The sequence below is a fragment of the Desulfobacter sp. genome, from assembly GCA_028768525.1.
GTDB lineage: Bacteria > Desulfobacterota > Desulfobacteria > Desulfobacterales > Desulfobacteraceae > Desulfobacter.
In genome coordinates this window covers 3,926,445-3,947,428 of record CP054837.1, presented here as the reverse complement: position 1 = coordinate 3,947,428, position 20,984 = coordinate 3,926,445, and the positions used below count along the sequence as shown (strand labels likewise).

Here is a 20,984-nt window from a genome sequence, read left to right as displayed (position 1 = left end):
TCTATAATTAGAAACATCCTTTGTCAAGAAGAGTTTTGAACGGGATTCAGGCCACCGGCAACTGGATAATAAACCGGGCCCCTTTCCCAGGGGATGACACCACGCTCATTTTCCCGCCGTGGCTTTCGGTAATGATAAAATAGGAGACGGAGAGCCCAAGCCCTGTGCCCTGCCCCACAGGCTTAGTGGTAAAAAAGGGTTCAAAAACCCTTTTGCGGACAAGCTCGTCCATGCCGGGGCCGTTGTCCTCTATTTCCACCACCACATCATGGCCCTTTTTAAATACCCTTAGGATAAATTTCGGAGACTCGCCTTTCCTGTCCTTTACATCCTGGATGGCTTCTGCACAATTTTTCAGGATATTGAAAAAAACCTGCTGGATCTTGCTGGCCTCGCAGGAAACCAGTGGGAGATCCGGGGCATACTCCCTTTGAATTTCTATGGTTTTAAAATCATACTGCTTTTTAAGGTCATAATCACTCTGGGCCAGTTCAAGGGTGAGGTCCAGAATTTCAGCAAGGTTCTGCCCCGCCTTTCCGGTATTATCCTTGCGGGCGAAACTGAGCATATTATGCACGATCTGGGAAGCCCGGACCCCGGCATGGTGAATGGATTCCAACTGCCGGTTAATGCCGCGCTTTTTCATGAAGTCCCGGATGGCCTCAATGGTGGTGCCCGCCTCTTTGGCCGCATCAATGCTGGCCGGCATATCCTCGTTGATCCGGCGGAGCACCACCTGGGCATTCTGCATCATGCCGGCCAGGGGGTTATTGATTTCATGGGCCATGCCGGCGGCCAGTCCGCCCACGGACATCATCTTTTCCGACTGGACCACCATCTGCTCCATCCTTACATTCTCTGTCACGTCATCCACACGGATCACCGCTCCCTTTGCGTGTTCGGAAATCAGGGGGTAGACCGCAATATCCTCGTATTCCGAACTCTCCCCCCGGGATCTGGGCTGGCGGGCCTTGACAAAGATCTCACCGGACTCCATGGTGTTCCGGATATCATCCCGGATGGCGGTGAATTCACCGGCCACATCAAAGAGCAGGCGGCCCACGGCCTCTTCACTTGTGATGCCGGTCAGTTCCCGGGCCCTGTCGTTCCACTGGGTGATATTCATATCCGAATCCAGGCTGATCAGCATGCTGGGCATGGAGTTAATGATGCTGTCGATATATTCCTTGGTGGTCTGGAGGGTGACCGTGGTTTTTTCGTGACGCCGTATTTCTCCCTCAAGGGAGGCCACTTTTTCCCGGACCGCATCCCGCATGATGAGCAGGTTGGCGGCCAGGGATCCGATTTCATCCTTGCGGCCCACATCAATGGGATAATCCAGGTTGCCTGCGGCAATATGCTCCGACCCTTTTTCAAGGGCCTTGAGGGGACGGACAAAACGAAGCAGCAGCACCAGGGTCAGCACAAACGCCAGGACCATGTCAACCACCAGGATCTGCAGAAGAATGGATTTTTTCAATTCAGCCAGCTGTATTTTCATCAGCCGGGTGGTGGCGGTGAGTTCCAGGGTGCCGATGGTCTCTGATTTGAATATAATGGGTTCCCGGACAATTTTGGATGCGCCCTTTTCTTCATCATCGCCCGTCTCTTCATCGCCGCCGGAACTCAGATAGACTTCATTCAGGTCCCTGATGGCAATACCGGTGATCTCCGGTTTTTTCATGGCCGCCGCAACGATCACCTGGCAGGTTTCATCATCAAAATTAAACAATGCCGTGGACAGGCTGGCGGAAAGCTGGGCCGCCTCATTTTTCAATTTGGTATTAAGGCTGCTCGCCAGCTTGACGTTAAGCGCCTTCACCTGAACCAGGCCAACACCCATCAGCACGAGAGTCGGGATGCCGATGGCAATCAAACTGAACTGGATTGATAATTTTTTTAGGCTGAAGCCCGTCTTTTTTTGCAGCATACTTTTTTTTGTCCGATGCAGCAGCGTCTATAATTGAACTATCTTTAACGTTGTAACACACCCGGACTAAAATGCAACGCTAAATTAGAGGCGGAATCAACTGCCAGTCAGACCGATAAAATGGGCGGCCTCAATAGTTTGATTGTTTTTAGGACCGTTCCCTGGTATGATATTTGATCGTTAACCTGAACCTAACAAGCCGCCATACCTATGTTCCTTCCCACAACCCCTGAAGAATTAAAACGCCGAGGCATTGACCGCCCGGATGTCATCCTGGTAACCGGAGATGCCTATATCGACTCCCCCTTTATGGGCGTCAGCCTCATCGGCCGTGTCCTGGAAGCCCAGGGCTTTTGTGTTGCCGTCATTGCCCAGCCGGACACCGATTCGGACAGGGACATTGCCCGCCTGGGCGAACCCAGGCTCTTCTGGGGAATCTCAGGAGGGGCCGTGGATTCCATGGTGGCCAATTACACGGCATCTAAAAAACGGAGGAAACAGGACGACTACACACCCGGGGGGCAGAACACCCGGCGGCCGGACCGGGCCGTCATCGTGTACGCCAATCTGGTACGGCGGTTTTTCAAATCCACAAAGCCCATTGTTCTCGGGGGTATCGAAGCCAGCCTCAGACGCATTGCCCATTATGATTTCTGGTCCAATAAAATCCGCAGGTCCATCCTCCTGGATGCCAAAGCCGATTACCTGGCATTCGGCATGGCCCACGCCACCGTGGTCCGCCTGGCCCGGGCGCTGAAATCCAAAGACCCTTCGGCCGCAGAACAAATTCCCGGGCTGGCCTATATCGGACAGGCCCCCAAAGGCGAGGTACTTCCCTCATTTGAGCAGGTGGCCAAAGACAAGGATCTCTACACCCAGAGTTTTAAAACCTTTTACGCCAATACCGACCCTAAAACGGCGGTTCCTTTGAGCCAGCAGCACGGCAACCGTTTCCTGATCCTCAATCCCCCGCCCCCCTGCAGCACCACAGAAGAACTGGACGCCGTCCACGACCTGGACTTCCAGCGGGATGTCCACCCCTATTACAAAGCCATGGGAAAGGTCAGGGCACTGGACACCATCCGCTTTTCCATCCCCACCCACTACGGGTGCTACGGGGAGTGTAATTTCTGCGCCATCACCGTCCACCAGGGCCGGACCGTTCGCTGGCGCAGCCAGGACTCGATCCTGGCCGAAGCCCGGAAAATGACCCGGGACAAGGATTTCAAAGGGTATATATTTGATCTGGGCGGCCCCACGGCCAATATGTACGGGTATGAGTGCAGGAAGAAATTAAAAAAAGGGGCCTGCCCGGACCGGCGGTGCCTCTTTCCCTCCCCCTGCCCCACCCTGAGGCCCGACCACGGCCCCCAGGCCAGGCTCCTGTCTGCCATTCAATCCCTGCCCGGGGTAAAAAAGGTCTTTATCACCTCCGGTATCCGTTACGATCTCATCCTCAGGGACAAAAAAAAGGGGGAGCCCTACCTGAAAAAACTGATTCAGGACCATGTGTCCGGCCAGATGAAGGTGGCACCGGAACATACCCAGCCCGGTGTTCTCGCCCTCATGGGCAAACAGACCGTTGACGACCTTCTGTCCTTCAAATCCAGTTTTGACCGGCTCTCGGCCCGCGCCGGCAAGAATCAGTTTCTCACCTATTACCTCATTGCCGCCCACCCGGGCTGCACCGCCGGGGACATGGCACGGCTCAAGGAATTCACCCGGAAGAAACTGAACATCCGGCCGGAACAGGTTCAGATTTTCACCCCCACCCCCTCCACCTTTTCCACCCTGATGTATTATACGGAAAAAGATCCCTTTACCGGTGAAAAAATCTTTGTGGAGAAAAATCCCCGGGCCAAAGAAAAGCAGAAACAAATGGTCACCCCCAGGCCTGGCAAAGGCCAGGCGTCCCGTCAGTTCCGCAAATCGCGTCCTCCCCGGCGTGCACCAGCCCCCGCCCGCCCCAAAAAAAGCAAATAAAGTCAAAACAATTGACAGGATCAATGTTAAATGGTTTAACCGTATGCAGTTTTGTCAGGTATCGTAAATTTTAATTTCAGGAGTTACGAAAAACAGAAAAGGCCGTTCATGTTTAAAAAAGCCAAGCAAAGCAGGGTATTTCAGGATGTGGTCGAGCAGATACAGGATGCAATTCTAAGCGGAAAACTTGAACCCGGGACCCGGCTCCCGGCGGAGCGGGAACTCAAGGACATGTTCAATACCAGCCGGGGCACCCTGAGGGAAGCCCTTCGGGTATTGGAGCAGAAAGGCCTTATAGAAATAAAGCTGGGAGTGGCCGGCGGCGCCATTGTCAAACAGATCGACGCAGAACCCGTAATGCAGTCCCTGGCCCTGCTTATCCGGTCCGGCGACGTTTCCCTGGACCATTTATCGGAATTTCGCATCAAAATCGAAGGCAGCATCGTGGAACTGGCGGCCCAGCGGGCCACAGACGAGGACATCCAGACCATGGAAGACCTCTTCCAAAAGGCAAAAACATGTTACGAAGAAGAAGACTGGCAGGGATTTCTCAAAACCGACGAAGCCATGCATGCATACATGGGTACCATGTCCAGAAACCCGGTATTCCAGTTTCTCCAGCAGAGTATCCACGACAACATCCACAACTATTACGAGTATTACCTGCCCATGAATCGGGAGCGGACCCTTGAAAACCTCACCGACCTGGAAAAACTCATCGCCGCGTTGAAGGCCCGGGACGGCCGAACCGCCTCGTCCCTGATCATGGACCATGTTGACAAATTCAGCCGGAAAATGGCAAAAAAACCGGGAAATCAGTCCCCTGACTGATCTGGCTAATCCACGGCCGCCCGCTGCTCTTCACGGATGCGGCCTTGGGCCTCGTAATGGCGGATAACGGATCTGACCCCGTTGATCATGCTGACATTCCCAAAACAGAACATCCGGGTGAAACGGTCTTCCTTCAGCCGGAGCATGGAAAAAATCTGCTTTTCACCATATCCCTGAGTATGCAGCTCTTTGACCGAACCATAAAAGTTTTCCAGAAAATCCAGTTTGGCCAGGATATGAGCCTTCCCCCCTTCTCTCCTGGGATTATGGCAGCAGAGCAGCACATCAAAGTCCAGTGCAGCAACCTTTTTTAAAGAGGCCACCTCAGCACCCAGGTCTTCATCGGCCCGGAAAAATTTGATCCGGTCCCCCAGGTAAAGGTCACCCGCAAATAAAATGCCCCGGTCCGGCAGAAAATACGCCGTATGGTCCCGGCTGTGGCCCGGGGTATGGACCGGCACCATGGGCCCGAGGCAGGTGTCTATCCCAGGGGACAGCGGCCGGACATCCACAGGGGAGGCCGCCCCCCATACGTATTTCTGGTATGGCAGAATTTTATAGGGGGCTGCCAGTTTTTTTCTGGCGAGTTCATGGCCGTAGACCTCTGCCCCGGTTTCCCTGAAAATCAGGGCGGCATTGCCGGAATGGTCTTCGTGGTGATGGGTGAGATAAATGCGCTGTATGCCGTTTTCCCGGGCGATATTCAAGGCTTCCGGCCCCATATGGGCCTGGCCAGTATCCATGAGGATATTGCCCATGGCATAGACATAGACCGACATCAGGGGGGGGCCGGCCAGGGACCACCCCAGGCGGAACCCCTTTATATTTTCAGGGAAAGCGTATGATTTACAATATCTCATGATCTACCCTTCTACACCCCTGAACTGCAAATGACAAGAAAAACGGTGTTTACACATCCTCCTGCCGCAGCCAGATCCGTCCGGCAAGCAGATAGACCGTCACAGCGCAGAGAATAAGATAGCCGAACATATGGACGCTCCGGGTTTTAAAAATAAAGGCCAGGGCAACGATGATGGAGGCTGAAATCAAAAAGAATACCGGTTTGGGAATCTTTTTGAGAATCACCCGCCCGAAATGGGCAAACCGGATGTGACTGACCATCAGCGCCGTTGACAGGCCGGTAAAAAACCAGAGCAGCCAGGGAGGGGAGACCAGTGAGGCCCCCAGGACGATGAGGGCACCCGCCGGGCTGGGGAATCCGTTGAAAATACCCGGGGGCAGGTCCGTCCGTTTTTTATCCACGGCCACAAAACGGACCAGGCGGAAAGCCACCCCGGCAACAAAAACCAGGGCAAATACCCAGGCCAGGCTGCCGCCCCGCTGGATCACCACATAGGCCGGGGCCAGTCCGAAGCTGACAAAATCGGCAATATCATCCAGGTAGGGGCCGTACTTGGTCCCCCCGTGCTTGAGGGCCATGCGCCCGTCAAACAGGTCAAACAGCTGGCCCATGATGATGATGCAGATGGCCCATGCAAACCAGCCCTGGGAGGTGAGTACCAGGCTGGTCGCCCCGCAGCAGAAGTTGAGCATGGACAGGATATCGGCGTAGAGCCGGTTGGGAATGAATTTGAACAGCATTGAGGCTGCCGAAAGGATGATGCAGCCCGTCAGCACCTCGTCGGCCATATTCAGCATCTGCGGGTTGGCATCCAGCATGGCGCATAGGATGACCAGGGCGAAACATATGATAGCCTTTATCTTGCCGAAATTATTGGCTGCACCGGAGATCTTCATCCAGGAAAGGATATGACGGGCAAAAAACTGGCCCACCAGCTCCACTGCCACCAGGATCCAGACCTGTTTTACCGACAGAATGCCGGTATAGGCAAACCCGACCATGGGCGGCAGGTAGGTCAGCTTGTCGCACATGGGGTCCAGCCATTCCCCCCACCTGGATACCAGGTTGCACGCCCGGGCCACCAGCCCGTCCACACCGTCCAGAATGGCCGCAAAGGTAAATATAATAATCCCGGCTGCCTGGTAGTCGAAGACAAAATAAAATAAGAATCCAAGGGCAGCCAAGGCTGTGCGCCAATAGCAGACGGCATTGGGATACATCAGCCATTTATTTGCAAAAATGAAGGCCTGCATTTTCTCATGTTTAACGGCCCGGGAAAACCATGCAAAAAATGCCGTTCCCGCGGCAGCCGAGGCACCAATCAGTAAAACTCTTTCCATATATTTATTTACCCTCAATTAGAATGCATTTGTCACTTCAATTCCAGGCTTTTACCATCTTGATCCGGTTTCGTCCACATCCAAAACCCAAAACAAAAACCCAACCGAATTCAAGCACTGGGGGTTCAGGGCCATCTGATGTAACATTTTTCAGATGTATTATTATGGACCTCCGGGCCGGGTGCCCCGGAAAACGGCGGGTAATCTGTTCAAGAACGAGTAATGCGCCTACACGAAAAATCCGTTAAACTCGGCCAAGGCCTCAAACAGACGGATTTTTTCGTTCCGGCACATAACTCGTTCTAAAAGCAGATCATTTTTACGCCGTTTTCCGGGGCACCCGACCCTCCCTGCAGATTTTAAGCAATAGATACACAGATGATTTTTCAACCCAGCGGAACCTGTACCCAAAATCTGTGCAAACCGGGGTGGCAAGGCCTTGGTCAGGGAGGCTCTCCGGCATGCAGCTCGCTCCGGAGCGGATCAGGACGATCCGCGGAGGTTTAGCCGGGAGCCCTCCCCGTTCAAGGACGGGTCCGTGGCCATACTGCCAAGCTTTGAATGTGCGCTTTTCGATATTGAGTAAAAGAGTAAAAGAACTTGAAAAAATCCGAAAAGTACGTCTATTCTCCAATTCAAGTTGGCAGGTAAATTTTCAACAAAATCATGAATTCTATTTTTTCGTCAACGTATTAGGACTATTTAATCTGATAAAAAACAAATCATGAAAATAAATTATTCTATAATGCTTGCTGGAGCTATTTTACTAATTTCAGGCATCCAAATGTATAGAACGGGTTGGATTAGCCGGTATCAAATGCCAGTTCAAAAACCTTTAGCCATTTTTTTCTGTATAGTTGGGGCTTGCCTTTTCTGGGGGAGCACATTTGCAGAGCATTTTCCCAAAAATGAAAAAATGTATATCTGTGATAATTGCAATAGAAAATACAAAGCAAGACATGTGGCAATAAGAACTTGTCCGATATGCAATAGTAAACTTAAATCCATTAATAAACCTGACCTAAAAAATTCATAACCAATTACAGAACATTAAGATAAAAAAGACGTGGGTTCCCCCCATACGGATTGTAACAAATTCATAGTGGCCTTTTATCACCTGCTGGGATACACTGGCCTATCAAATTTTCAAAAGCTTTTTTCGGGTAAACACCAAAGGGAGGCCCTGTCGTGAGACCATACCACATTATAATCCTGATTTTCAGCATCTGCATATTCACCTGCCAGTCCCTGGGTGCGGCCACCCTGGCGGGCAAAGCGCCCTATATTCCGGAAGCACTTGCCCCCTGGAAAGACTGGGTGCTCCACGGCAAGGAAAAAGAGCTTTCCTGTATCCCCAGTTATAACAATGGAGAGGAACTCCAATGCGCCTGGCCCACGGCACTGGACCTTCGCCTGGACAACCGGGGCGGCACTTTCACCCAGTCCTGGCAGGTTTTCACCGACACCTGGGTCTTGCTTCCCGGAAATACCCGGCGCTGGCCCGCGGATGTGAAAGTTGACGGCCGGCCCGGCATCGTTCTCGAAAAAAAAAGTCGGCCGGGCCTGGTGCTGGCACCGGGCAGCCACACCCTCACCGGCACCTTTACCTGGAGCCGCCTGCCAGAGCATTTAACCATCCCGGCGGCCTCGGGCCTGATTTCCCTCCAAATCAACAATGAAGTCATTCCCTTTCCAGACCTGGACGGCCAGGGCCGCCTCTGGCTGAAACGGACCCGGCCTGCCGAAAAAATTGAAAACCGGCTCAACCTGGAAAGCTTCAGACTCATCGACGACGACATTCCGGCCAGGATTGAGGTCCGTCTCTCCCTGGACGTGGCCGGTTCAGCCAGGCAGCTCACCCTGGGGCCGGTCTATTCCCCCGAAATACTGACGCCCCTTTCCCTGAAAAGCCCCCTGCCGGCCCGGCTGGAACAGGACGGCCGGCTCAAGGTCCAGGTGCGTCCGGGCAGATATGAGCTGAGGCTGTTGCTCCGCCATTCAGGCACCATGGCCGCCCTGGCCTTCACCCGGCCCAATGACAGGCACTGGCCCAAACGGGAAATCTGGTCCTTTAAGGCCCGGCCGGACCTGAGGCTGGCCGAAATTTCAGGGGTGCCTCCGGTGGATCCTCTCCAGACCTCCATGCCGGGGGAATGGCATACCTACCCCGCTTATATGATGATGCCGAGGGCCACCATGGCCTTTAAGGAGATCAAGCGGGGAGATCCACGGCCGGCTCCGGACCAGTTGGACCTGGACCGGGATATCTGGCTGAGGTTCGACGGCTCCGGCTACACCATCCGGGACCGGATCCAGGGTAAGAAGAATACCAATTGGCGGCTGGAAATGGACCCGGCCATCAGCCTTGGCAGCGCCGTAGTCGACGGGAGAGAGCAGTTGATCACCCGCCGCAAAGGATCGGATAAAAGCGGCCTGGAACTGCGCAACGGCCGGGTGGATTTTACGGCGGATTCCACCTATGACGGCCCCATATCACGCCTGCCCGCCACGGGCTGGGACCATGATTTCCAGCAGGTAAAGGTACGGCTTCACCTGCCCCCGGGATGGAAACTCATCAATGCCTCGGGCATGGATAATATCTCCCGGACCTGGATCAAAAAATGGACCCTGCTGGACTTCTTCGTTGTCCTGATTTTTACCATTGCCCTGGCCAAACTTTACTCAAAAAAACTTGCCGGCATCGCCTTTGTCACCCTGGTGCTGACCTTCCATGAACCCAACGCCCCCAGGTATATCTGGCCGCTTCTCCTCACGGGATTCGCCCTGCTCAAATACCTGCCCCGGGGTAAAATGAAAAACGGGGTAAAACTTGTCCAGGGCCTTGCGGTCCTGGCCTTTATTCTCATGGTCATCCCGTACAGCATCCAGGCCCTGCGGGTCGGCATCTATCCCCAACTGGAATCCCCCTGGACCAGCATGAACAACATCAGCTTCATGGGTCACAAAGGCCGCGCCCCCGGCGAAAGGGATGGAATGCGGGCCATGGATGTGGTCCAGGAAGCCGCCCCGGCCCCCCAGAAGGTGATGAAAAAAACAATCCAACCGCGACTAAAAGGAGAAAAACTGCTCATGTCCACGGCAGCATCCTACGGCGGCAAAGCGGATAAGCAGGTGATGCAATACGACCCCAAGGCCCTTACCCAGACCGGGCCTGGCCTGCCCGCCTGGCGCCCCTTTGAAACCGTCCGCTTCTCCTGGTCCGGTCCGGTGACCAAGAACCAGGCCGTGGGCTTTACCCTCGTGGGCCCCCGGGTGAATCTGGCACTGGCCTTTGCACGGGTATCCTGCATCATCCTTCTGGCCCTGGGCATGTTCGGCATCCGGTACCGTTCCGGCTCCGGGATCGGTTTCCAAGGCATCAAAGGGGTGGCTGCAGCCATGGCCCTGGTATTTGTACTGCTCCCCTCCCCCCGGGCCATGGCCGCCGACATCCCCTCCCCGGAGATGCTAAAGGAGCTGGAACGCCGCCTCCTTGAAAAGGACCAATGTTTTCCGGCCTGCGCCGACATCCCCCAAATGCGGCTCGACCTCACCAGGGATGTGTTGAGCGTAACGGCACGGGTCGACGCCCGCATCGACACGGCCCTCCCCCTGCCGGGCAATGCCGGGCACTGGCTGCCCGCCAGAGCCGTCGTGGATAAGGGGCAGGCCCGGGGACTCTTCAGAAAACAAGACAAAATGTGGATTCTGGTCCCCAAAGGACAGCACACCATCAAACTTGACGGCCCGGTCCAGAACCGGAACAGCTTTCAGCTGCCCTTTAATCTCAAGCCCCGACATCTGGACGTTAACGCCGAGGGCTGGTCCGTGGACGGGGTCCACCCCGACGGCAGCTTTGATCCCCGCCTCCAGTTCAAACGGCTCATTGCCAAAGACGAAACCCGGAAAAAAATCCTGGAAACCGGCACCCTGCCGGCCTTTGCCCGGGTGGAGCGGACCCTGCTCCTGGGACTGGTCTGGAAGGTCAGGACCCGGGTGCAGCGCATCAGCCCGTCCGGATCCGGCATGGTCATGGACCTCCCGCTGCTGGACGGGGAGTCCGTCACCACGGAAGGGATCCGGGTGGAAGAAAAGGCCGGGCAGCAGGTGGCCAAGCTTAATTTCCGCGCCGACCAGCGCGCCCTGGTGTGGGACTCGTTCCTGGACCAGACCGCCCGCATCCAGTTAAAGCACAGTGAAACCACCCAATGGACAGAAATCTGGAAGGTGGATGTCAGCCCCATATTCCACCTTGAATACGAAGGAATCCCCGTCATCCTCCACAAAACCGGCAACCGGTGGTATCCCACCTGGCACCCCTGGCCCGGGGAAGGGCTGGCACTCACCGTCACCCGGCCCGCCGGCGTCGGCGGCCCCACCCTGACCATTGAAAAAAGCCTGATGACCCTCTGGCCGGGAAGGCACAATACCAAAGCCCGGATGGATATTTCCCTCAAAAGCAGCCAGGGCGGCCAGCATACCATCACCCTTCCGGACAAGGCCCTGCTACAGGAGGTCCGCATCAACGACCGGGTCCAGCCCATCCGCCAGAACGGCAACCGGGTAGCCCTGCCCATTTCCCCGGGCAGCCAGGAAATCCGGCTGGACTGGATGGACGCCGCAGGCATCACCGCCCGGTACCAAAGCCCTGCCGTGGACCTGGGGGCCCCCAGCGTCAATGCAGGGGTGGACCTGCACCTGCCCCGGAACCGCTGGCCCCTGTTCATCGGCGGCGACCAGCTGGTGGGACCGGCCGTATTGTTCTGGTCGGTGATCATCATTATTTTCATCATTGCCCTGGGGCTTTCCAGAACCGGATGGACCCCCTTGAATTTCTTACACTGGTTTCTGCTCTGCCTGGGCATGTCCATGAGCCACCCCGGGGCCGGCCTCATTGTGGCGGCCTGGCTCATCGCCCTCCATTTCAGGAAAAAGGCCCACACCCTGGAAGGGGGAAACTTTAATATGGTCCAGGTCGGCATCCTGGTGCTGAGCCTTGCCGCCGGCGCGGCCTTGGTCTTTGCCATCTCCAACGGGCTTCTGGGCCATCCGGATATGAACATCCGTGGCAACGGATCCAGCAGCAGCCTGCTGCGCTGGTACCACGACATCAGCGGCCCTGCCCTGCCCCGGGCCTGGGTGGTTTCCATCCCCATGCTGGCCTACCGCATCGCCATGTTGGCCTGGGCCCTCTGGGTCTCCTTCTGGCTGGTGGGTATACTCAAGTGGGGGTGGCAGCAGTTCACCGCCCCGGTGATATGGCAAAAGGTCACCTTTAAGCGCAAACAGAGGCCGTCCCGGCGGCCCCGGCCCGCGTCAAAAGGCGCACCTTCCAGGCAACAGGCCCCCGAAGACCGGGACGGGAACCAGGCATAATATTTTTTGCCTTATCAGGCGATTTGAGGTATCGTTTCTCTTACGATTCATTTTCCACCATGAATGAAATGGGAAACCATGTCTGAGAAACCGACCGATAAATCGCTTGAGCGACATCCCAGGGACATCCGCCGTCAAAAAGAGGTTCAGGACGCCCTGGCAGTCAGCGAAAAAAGATTCCGGACCATTCTGGAGGCCATGCATGATCCCCTGTACATCTGTTCCCCCGAGGATAAGATCGAATTTGTGAACAAAGCCATGAGGGACAAAATCGGCCGGGATGCCGTCGGAGAAATCTGCTACAGGGTCATGCACGGATTGGAAGAGCGATGTCCCTGGTGCGCCCATGACCAGGTCAGAGGAAATGAGCATGTCACCTATGAAATCACCAGCCCCGGGGACGGGCGGGTCTACCATATTACGGCCTCGCCCCTGGATCGCGGCAACGGCGGCATCTCTCAGCTCACCATTTACCGGGATATTACGGCAAAACGGGAACTGGAAAAACAGCGGCTCCAGGCGAAAAAACTGGAGTCCGTTGCCATCCTTGCCGGCGGGCTGGCCCATGATTTCAATAATCTTCTATTCACCATCATGGGCAATATTGACCTGGCAATTACCGAAGTGGATTCTGACACCCGGACCTTCCTCAATGAGGCCTATAAAGCCTCCAAAAAAGCCCAGAAGCTGACCCGCAGCCTGATCACCTTTTCAAAGGGCGGCGACCCCGTAAAAGGTCCCGGCTGCATCAAAGAATTATTGGCAGATGTATCTGAAAAAACCTTATCCGACCCCGGCATTGACTGCCGGCTGGATATACCGGACACCCTTTATCCAGTCCGGTTTGATTACAGCCAGCTATACCATGCCCTGGACAACATCATGACCAATGCCCTCGAATCCATGGACGGCAAGGGTAAAATTACCGTCTCTGCCGAAAATGTATCATTGGGATATAAAACAGAACTGCCCCTTTCCCAGGGGCCCTACGTTAAGATATCAGTCAAAGACCAGGGCAGGGGGATTCCCGAAGAAAACCTGCCCCTCATATTCGACCCCTATTTTTCCACCAAGGAAACCGGAAACCAGAAAGGCATGGGGCTGGGCCTCGCAACGACCTATGCCGTTATCGCCAAGCACGACGGCCATATCCATGCGGCATCCGAGCCAGGAAAAGGAAGCGAATTTGCCATCTATCTCCCCGGGGACGATCAGCATTAAAAAGATATCTTGAAAAAAGATAAAATCCCTTCTACATTAGCTTAATCAAATAATTAATTAGATATTTAATCATAAAAGGAGATTTTTCCATGGCAGCCCCCCCCATTGATCCGGCAATCGTAAAACAGGAAATCCAGGCCATGGGTCTTCCCTCGGTGGGCCTGGCATCCATCCGGGAACTGAACCGCATTGTCAACAATATCGAAGCCGCCACCGGCGAGCACTATATCAGAATGGAAATGGGCATCCCGGGCCTGGCGCCCCCCCAAATTGCCGTGGATGCGGAAATAGAGGCCCTGAAGCAGGGGGTGGGGTCCAAATATCCGCCCTTTGACGGCATTCCGGAGCTGAAGCAGGAAATCTCGGCCTTTGTGAAAAATTTCCTGGACCGGGAGATCGATCCGGCGTCCTGCTTCCCCACGGTGGGATCCATGCAGGGCTGCTACATGGCCATGATGTGCACCGCCCGGCGCAGGAAAGGGAAAGACAGGCTGTTGTTCATCGATCCCGGCTTCCCGGTGAATAAACTCCAGGCCCGGGTGCTGGGCATTCCCTTTGACAATTTCGATGTCTATGAATTCAGGGGAGAAAAACTGCGGACCAAGCTGGAATCCTACCTGGAAAAAGGGGATGTGGCCGCCCTCATGTACTCCAACCCCAACAACCCGTCCTGGATCTGCTTCACGGACCGGGAGCTTGAAATCATCGGCGAACTGGCCACCAAATACGACTGCATCGTCCTGGAGGACCTGGCCTATTTCGGCATGGATTTCAGGCAGGACTATTCCCGGCCCGGCCAGCCCCCCTTCATCCCCACGGTGGGCAAATACACGGAAAACTATATCCTGCTCATCTCCAGCTCCAAATCCTTTTCCCTGGCCGGCCAGCGCATCGGCATGACCGCCATCCCCGACGGTCTTTTCAATTCACAGGGGGACAACCTCAGCCAATGGTTCGGCACGGATAATTTCGGGTACGCCTACATCTTCGGGGCCATGTACGCCCTGAGTTCCGGGGTCTCCCATTCCAACCAGTTCGGGCTGCTGGGCCTGCTCAAGGCCGTGAATGCCGGCGACTATAACTTCGTGGAATCGGTGAAGGAATACGGGGACCGGGCAAAGGCCATGAAAAAATACTTTACGGACAATGGGTTCCACATTGTCTATGACATGGACGAGGGCCAGCCCATTGCCGACGGCTTTTATTTCACCATTGCCTACCAGGGCTTCACCGGAGAGGAACTGGTGGAGGAACTGCTCTACTACGGCATTTCGGCCATATCCCTGACCACCACGGGCAGCGACCGCCACGAGGGTCTTCGTGCCTGCGTCTCCCTCACGGGCAAAGAACGGTTCCCCGACCTTGAACGCCGGCTGAAACAATTTGCCGCCGACCACCCCGGGGGGTCGGACTTTAAACTCATTAATTCCTGATTTTTTTAAATTTGCCATTGATTTTTAATCGGGTTGGGTCTATATGTTTCTATCTTTAGAAACATATAGACCTTTAAGTTAAGGAGATTATAGATGGCAGAGAATATCCCCACCCTTGAAAACACTCCCCTTCCCGACCAGGAAGGGCGGTTCGGCGAATACGGCGGCTCCTACGTACCGGAACAGCTCCAGGCCGTGCTGGATGAGATCACCGAAAGCTACAACAAGATCAAGGACGATCCCTCCTTTATCCAGGAGTTGGCCGAACTGAACAAACATTTCACCGGCCGGCCCTCCCCGGTATTCCACTGCAAAAACCTCTCACAGAAAGCCGGCGGCGCTGAAATCTACCTGAAACGGGAAGACCTGAACCACACCGGCGCCCATAAAATCAACCACTGCCTGGGCGAGGCCCTGCTGGCCAAACGCATGGGCAAGAAAAAACTCATTGCCGAAACCGGCGCCGGCCAGCACGGCGTGGCCCTGGCAACGGCCGCCACCCTGGTGGGCCTGGAATGTGATATCTACATGGGTGTCATCGACATTAAAAAAGAACACCCCAATGTGGTGAGAATGAAAATCCTGGGCGCCAACGTGGTGCCGGTGACCCGGGGCACCCAGACCCTGAAGGACGCCGTTGATGCCGCCTTTGAAGCCTACCTTGAAGATCCGGTTAACCAGATCTACGCCATCGGCTCCGTGGTCGGCCCCCACCCCTTCCCCATGATGGTCCGGGATTTCCAGCAGATTGTGGGCATTGAGGCCCGGCAGCAGTTCCAGGAAATGACCGGCAAGCTGCCGGACAACCTGGTGGCCTGCGTGGGCGGCGGCTCCAACGCCATGGGCCTGTTCTCCGCCTTCCTCAACGACAATGAGGTCAATATCTACGGGGTGGAACCCTCGGGCCGGGGCTTCAAGGACGGCGACCACGCCGCCACCCTGACCCTGGGCAAACCCGGCGTCCTCCACGGATTTTCCTCCTATCTCCTCCAGGACGAAAAGGGCGAGCCCCTGCCCGTCTACTCCGTGGCCTCGGGGCTCGACTACCCCGGCGTCGGCCCCCAGCACAGCCTGCTCAAGGACCTGGGCCGGGTCAACTACGTCACCGCATCGGACGATGAAGCCATTAACGCCTTTTTTGAACTTTCCCGCACCGACGGCATCATCCCGGCCATTGAAAGCGCCCACGCCGTTGCCTATGCCGTCAAACTGGCCAAGGAAGCCGGCAAGGGCAAAACCATCCTGGTCAACCTCTCCGGCCGCGGAGACAAGGACATTGATTTCGTCATCGACAACTACGGAAAAGACTACGGCATCTAAATGCCGACCAAAGGCCGTCCCTCCGGGGCGGCCTTTTTCCCCGAATTAATAATTCCGCCCTCCGGCTCAAACTCCACGGCACACGCCCTCCATTTTAAATCCCCCTTGCCTTTTTTCACCAGGAATGATTATCTGAATTCATGTTCACTGGCGTTCCATTAACAGCCAAAAACTCAAATAAACCGAACGCCTTCTATTGGATATCTTCATAGGACAACGTCGAATAATGAATGTGATTGATATGCATAAGGAATTTCAAATTTATTTCCAGAATGCCGACCATGTCGATATAAAAACCATTGAAGGTGATATCGATTTAAGGCGTTTTATTTCCGGAATGCTCTCTTACCATCCCTGGTGGCTGGTTTTTCTATACCGGGTCAGGGAAATCCTGGTCGGCCTCCTCGGGCTGGTTCGCCACGAAAAGCCTGCAGCCTTACCCAAAATAGCGCCCGAAGCGGTTGCCTTTACACCTGGGGAAAATGCATCCTTCTTTATTGTGCACGATGCCGCAGAGGGGCGGTACTGGATTTCAGAGACACCGGAGGATAAACACCTCACCGCTTTCATTGGTGTGATTGCGGAAAAGTTAAGACGGGATTGTACAAAATTCCACGTGTTCACATCTGTCAAATTTCTTCACTGGACCGGGCCGCTCTATTTCAACCTGATCCGGCCTTTTCATCACCTGGTGGTATGGAGAATGATGAAGGCAAGCATAAAAAGACGCCAAATCACTTAACAATAGTTTAAAAGACCGATTGCAAGCCGCTATTCAGAAACCAGCCGCGGCAAACCGTCAGTTCTCTTTTTCCTCTGTTTTGCAGGTACAGGGATGTCCCCCGTCTTTCCCATGGCATTCCTCGATCTGTTCCGGTGTACAATTTTCCGGTTTATCCTTGAGCTTTTCAGGGTGGTTACATTTGCAGTCACACATGTGTATTTCCTTTCTTTTTGAAATTAATGCGACCTGTTATGCCCTGTGCATCTGATACGGCCGACCTGCATTTATTATCTTTTATTTTTCATTTTTTTGCAATTTTTCTATAATAAATATGGAAGGTTAAAGCGCTGTCGCAACCACTCATCTTTCCAGGAAATAATGATGTTGCTTAAGGTCCCTCAAAACAAAATCGTTTATACCAGAGAGCCCCTTGATTCCATTGCCTACACCAGGAGGCTTGACAAAGCGTACACCCGGTATGCCCGATTATATGATCTGTCTGTCAAATTACTCCCCGTGTGGAAAACCTGGATCAAAGAGGTGGTACCTTATATTAAGGGCCCCCGTGTGCTGGAGGCCTCATTTGGAACCGGTTATCTTCTGATGCAATATGCCGGACGTTACAAGACCTGCGGCATTGACTTCAATTACAATATGATAGACATCGCCAGAAAAAACCTTTCCAAAAAGCAAATCCGGGCCCATCTTCAATGTGCCAATGTGGAGCACCTTCCTTTTCCTGACAATTGTTTTGATACGGTGGTAAACACAATGGCCTTTTCAGGCTATCCAAACGGCAGGCAGGCCATGGCCGAATTCTTCCGCGTCCTAAAGGAAGGCGGAAATCTCTTAATGATTGACTTTGATTACCCCTCCAATCAAAACCGGTTGGGCTATTGGCTGACCAAATTAATGGCCTCAGCCGGAGATACCATCAGGGATATTGAGGCCCTGATTCAGGAATTTCCCTTTGAGTACAGGGCAACAGAAATCGGCGGTTTCGGCAGTGTCCACTTTTATCTGGCCCGGAAAAGACCAAGCCCATTTCCCCTTGAACAGCGCCCATCTTTTCAGCCCCTGTTTTGACGGTCCCCCCCCAGCCGAAAGCAGGTTAATCGTATGTTTGGGAAGCGTAAACGTTGCCCGGACCGGTTGCATCCCCTTTCGTGTATCAAGAAAAAGGCCTCTAATTTTTAATGCCGATTCCTTCATCAAGTTTTGGCTCTTTTTTAAAAAACCACTCGGTTATATTACTATTCTAATAAAAATTGAAATCGTAATGAAAATTATGTTGACATGTTATTTTTTATGTCTACTTTAGTTTCAAATAAAATGGAGGCCGAAACAACCTCAGCCTCCCAAACCACAAACATAAAAAGGAGTTAGAACTATGTTTACAAGAATGAGCGACATCGACAGAATGTTCGGAGCCATGGATCTGCTCCGCAAAAGAATGGACAGGCTTTTTACCGACCATGACGCATCCTGGCTGTATGGGCCTGATCTTACGCGGAGGTCTGATACACCCAGGACCAACCTTCTGGAGAATGGCGACAATTATGAGGTCCAGGCCGAAGTTCCCGGTATTTCCAAAGAGGATCTGAACATCAAAATCCAGGGCAATTACCTTGAAATCAGCGGTAAACGGACAGTTGACAATCCGGATGGCTATAAGGCCCACAGAAATGAAATCGCCGGCAACACCTTTTCACGCAGCTTCACCCTCCCCGATGAGGTGGATGCAAACCGGGTGGAAGCCACGCTGAAGGACGGGATTCTGTACCTCACACTGCCCAAGTCAGAAGCGGCAAAGCCCAAGCAGATCACCATCCACTAAAAACAGACGGACTGAATGTATAAACGACCAATGAATAAGGAGGTTACCATGAGTGACAACAAAGAGATTGCCAAAAGAGAAGAAAAGGCCATGGAAACAACCCGGGCGCTGAGGACAGCGATCCCCTCCGTTGACATATATGAAAATGATGACGAAATCCTGTTGCACGCAGATATGCCGGGAGTACAAAAGGATGCTGTTTCCGTCAACATCGACAACGGCACCCTCTCCCTCACGGGAGTCCGGCGGCTTGACAATAAGGGTGCTTCCAACTGGACGGAATTTTCCGATATCGAATATGTCAGACGCTTCTCGGTTCCCCAGAGTATTGATGTCCAACGGGTCAACGCAGAACTCAAAGACGGCGTACTCAAACTGCATCTGCCCAAATCCGAAGCGGCCAAACCCAGGATGATCGAAATAAAAGCCGCCTAGAACAGGGAACATCATCCCTTATCGCAGGCGCGCTGAATTGAACCGTGCTCGGCCCAGCCCGCCCAGGCAAATCATGCAATAAGATATAAGGAGATGAAAAATGGAACTTAAAAAACTGGCACCATGGAATTGGTTCAGAAAAGAAAACACCGGCAATGGCCACGGGGTTCCTGTGAGGTTCAACAGGGGCAGTGAAGAGAACGGGTCATTAACCCGCTTGCACGATGAAATGGACCGCCTGTTTGATGATCTTTTCAGCGGATTTGGATGGTCCCCCTTTGGTTCCGGCGCAGGGGCGCCCGAGGGGATCACCGGCAGCATCCTGAAACCCAGACTTAATCTGGGCGCCACCCGGAAAGCATACACGGTCTCCCTAGAAATCCCCGGCGTCCGCGAAAAGGACATCAGCCTGGAACTGGCCCAGGATACCCTGATCATTTGCGGTGAAAAGAGACAGGGAAAAGAAGAAAAAAACAAAAATTTCTACAGGATGGAAAGATCCTACGGGGCCTTCCAGCGCACCTTATCCCTGCCCGAAGATGCCGACAGAGACCGTATTAAAGCGGGCTTTAAAAACGGTGTGCTGGACATCACCATTCCCCGGATGGCCGGTTCAGGCAGCCGGGCCAGGCAGATTGAAATCAAATATGCCTAACACGGTGAATTATAAATCCACTAGGAGCGGGGAAGCTCCCGCAACAACGCAACCACCGACCATTTAAACCACCGATCAAGGGAGGGAGAATTATGTATACAAGATTAAACGACATCGACAGATTGTTCGGGACCATGAATCTTCTTCAGAAAAAGCTGGACAATCTCTACAGCGATTACGGACGGGCACCCGGCTACAGATGGGATTTAAAGCACACCACTCCCCGGACAAACCTCTATGAAAACGGCGACAATTTTGAGATCCGTGCTGAAGTGCCCGGCCTCGAAAAAAATGATTTGAACGTTAAAATCCAGGGCAACTATCTGGAAATCAGCGGCAAAAGGGAATCCGATGCCCCCCAGGGGTATAAACCCCATAAAACCGAACGGGGAACCGGAACTTTCTCCAGGAGCTTCACGCTGCCGGCGGATGTTGATTCGTCAAGGGTTGACGCCACACTGAAAGAGGGGGTGCTTTACCTGACACTTCCCAAGCACGAGGCGGCAAAGCCCAAAAAAATCACCATCAGTTAACTTTAGAATCAATTCATGAAAAGGAGGTTTACCATGGATAAAACCAAAGAAATCGCCAAAAAGGAAGAGACAAAGGTTGAAAAAACACGTCAATTATATGAAGCCGTCCCGGCGGTGGACATCTATGAAAATGAGGACGAAATCCTTCTCCATGCAGACATGCCGGGGGTGGTCAAAGAAAACATCTCCGTTGATATAGATAACGGAACATTGGCCATATCCGGTGTCAGGAAACTTGCAACGGAAGGCGCCGCAGCCTATGAGGAATTCTCGGATCTTGAATATGTCAGAAGCTTTTCCGTCCCCCAGAACATTGATGTGGAAAAGGTGGAGGCTGAATTGAAAAACGGGGTGTTAAGACTGCACCTGCCCAAATCCGAAGCGGCAAAACCCAGGCAGATTGAGATAAAGACCGCATAAGATATCCGGAGATCCGTATCCTCCCATGGGATTGTCATTCCAGCCATAGGGATGGGAAGCTTTCTGCGAGGGGCTTCCCATCCG

Annotated in this window: 17 protein-coding genes; 13 read left to right on the top strand and 4 right to left on the bottom strand. The window is 53.7% G+C overall.

The annotated features are described in order from the left end of the window. Window positions 1–46 precede the first annotated feature (46 nt). Window positions 47–1,930, bottom strand: coding sequence for a HAMP domain-containing protein (locus HUN04_17520; GenBank protein ID WDP91402.1), 1,884 nt, complete (start codon window positions 1,928–1,930; stop codon window positions 47–49). Between the two features lie 210 nt (window positions 1,931–2,140). On the opposite strand from HUN04_17520, the gene HUN04_17515 reads away from it, so the two are divergent. Both HUN04_17515 and HUN04_17510 read left to right on the top strand, forming a co-directional pair. Further along, window positions 2,141–3,913 carry a YgiQ family radical SAM protein gene (locus HUN04_17515; GenBank protein WDP91401.1) on the top strand — a complete coding sequence of 591 codons (1,773 nt, stop codon included), beginning with the start codon at window positions 2,141–2,143 and terminating at the stop codon, window positions 3,911–3,913. A 108-nt stretch (window positions 3,914–4,021) separates the two neighbouring features. Next, window positions 4,022–4,744: a FadR family transcriptional regulator gene (locus HUN04_17510; protein ID WDP91400.1), complete on the top strand. Its 723-nt coding sequence runs from the start codon at window positions 4,022–4,024 to the stop codon at window positions 4,742–4,744. A 5-nt stretch (window positions 4,745–4,749) separates the two neighbouring features. Here the strand turns inward: HUN04_17510 and HUN04_17505 are convergent, their stop codons facing one another. Together HUN04_17505 and HUN04_17500 are read right to left on the bottom strand one after the other, a co-directional pair. Continuing rightward, window positions 4,750–5,604, bottom strand: a complete 855-nt coding sequence (locus HUN04_17505) for an MBL fold metallo-hydrolase (protein WDP91399.1) — start codon at window positions 5,602–5,604, stop codon at window positions 4,750–4,752. Window positions 5,605–5,653: 49 nt separating this feature from the next. Further along, complete coding sequence (locus tag HUN04_17500; GenBank protein WDP91398.1) at window positions 5,654–6,946, bottom strand: CDP-alcohol phosphatidyltransferase family protein; 1,293 nt, start codon at window positions 6,944–6,946, stop codon at window positions 5,654–5,656. Between the two features lie 1,188 nt (window positions 6,947–8,134). On the opposite strand from HUN04_17500, the gene HUN04_17495 reads away from it, so the two are divergent. The 5 genes from HUN04_17495 to HUN04_17475 all read left to right on the top strand — a co-directional run bounded on the left by HUN04_17495 (window position 8,135) and on the right by HUN04_17475 (window position 17,038). Then, window positions 8,135–12,322: a hypothetical protein gene (locus HUN04_17495; protein ID WDP91397.1), complete on the top strand. Its 4,188-nt coding sequence runs from the start codon at window positions 8,135–8,137 to the stop codon at window positions 12,320–12,322. Window positions 12,323–12,400: 78 nt separating this feature from the next. Next, window positions 12,401–13,543: a PAS domain-containing protein gene (locus HUN04_17490; GenBank protein ID WDP91396.1), complete on the top strand. Its 1,143-nt coding sequence runs from the start codon at window positions 12,401–12,403 to the stop codon at window positions 13,541–13,543. Window positions 13,544–13,632: 89 nt separating this feature from the next. Then, entirely contained in the window at window positions 13,633–14,976 is a 1,344-nt protein-coding gene (locus tag HUN04_17485; GenBank protein ID WDP91395.1) for a pyridoxal phosphate-dependent aminotransferase, read from the top strand. Window positions 14,977–15,069: 93 nt separating this feature from the next. Continuing rightward, on the top strand, window positions 15,070–16,296 hold the full coding sequence (trpB, locus tag HUN04_17480; protein WDP91394.1) for a tryptophan synthase subunit beta: 1,227 nt from the start codon (window positions 15,070–15,072) through the stop codon (window positions 16,294–16,296). A 226-nt stretch (window positions 16,297–16,522) separates the two neighbouring features. Then, window positions 16,523–17,038, top strand: a complete 516-nt coding sequence (locus HUN04_17475; GenBank protein ID WDP91393.1) for a DUF2867 domain-containing protein — start codon at window positions 16,523–16,525, stop codon at window positions 17,036–17,038. A gap of 57 nt (window positions 17,039–17,095) precedes the next feature. Here the strand turns inward: HUN04_17475 and HUN04_17470 are convergent, their stop codons facing one another. Beyond that, window positions 17,096–17,233 carry a hypothetical protein gene (locus HUN04_17470; protein ID WDP91392.1) on the bottom strand — a complete coding sequence of 46 codons (138 nt, stop codon included), beginning with the start codon at window positions 17,231–17,233 and terminating at the stop codon, window positions 17,096–17,098. A 168-nt stretch (window positions 17,234–17,401) separates the two neighbouring features. Here HUN04_17470 and HUN04_17465 point away from each other — a divergent pair, with 168 nt between their 5' ends. The 6 genes from HUN04_17465 (at window position 17,402) to HUN04_17440 (ending at window position 20,900) form a co-directional block, all read left to right on the top strand. Next, window positions 17,402–18,106 (top strand): class I SAM-dependent methyltransferase, encoded by a 705-nt coding sequence (locus HUN04_17465; protein ID WDP93328.1) that lies wholly within the window; start codon window positions 17,402–17,404, stop codon window positions 18,104–18,106. A gap of 304 nt (window positions 18,107–18,410) precedes the next feature. Further along, window positions 18,411–18,857 (top strand): Hsp20/alpha crystallin family protein, encoded by a 447-nt coding sequence (locus tag HUN04_17460; GenBank protein WDP91391.1) that lies wholly within the window; start codon window positions 18,411–18,413, stop codon window positions 18,855–18,857. 48 nt (window positions 18,858–18,905) lie between these two features. After that, a complete protein-coding gene (locus HUN04_17455; protein WDP91390.1) occupies window positions 18,906–19,292 on the top strand; it encodes an Hsp20/alpha crystallin family protein in 387 nt (128 codons plus the stop codon). 100 nt (window positions 19,293–19,392) lie between these two features. Continuing rightward, window positions 19,393–19,947 (top strand): Hsp20/alpha crystallin family protein, encoded by a 555-nt coding sequence (locus HUN04_17450; protein WDP91389.1) that lies wholly within the window; start codon window positions 19,393–19,395, stop codon window positions 19,945–19,947. Window positions 19,948–20,039: 92 nt separating this feature from the next. Next, window positions 20,040–20,480, top strand: a complete 441-nt coding sequence (locus tag HUN04_17445) for an Hsp20/alpha crystallin family protein (GenBank protein WDP91388.1) — start codon at window positions 20,040–20,042, stop codon at window positions 20,478–20,480. Between the two features lie 33 nt (window positions 20,481–20,513). Continuing rightward, window positions 20,514–20,900, top strand: coding sequence for an Hsp20/alpha crystallin family protein (locus HUN04_17440; protein ID WDP91387.1), 387 nt, complete (start codon window positions 20,514–20,516; stop codon window positions 20,898–20,900). Window positions 20,901–20,984: the final 84 nt, after the last annotated feature.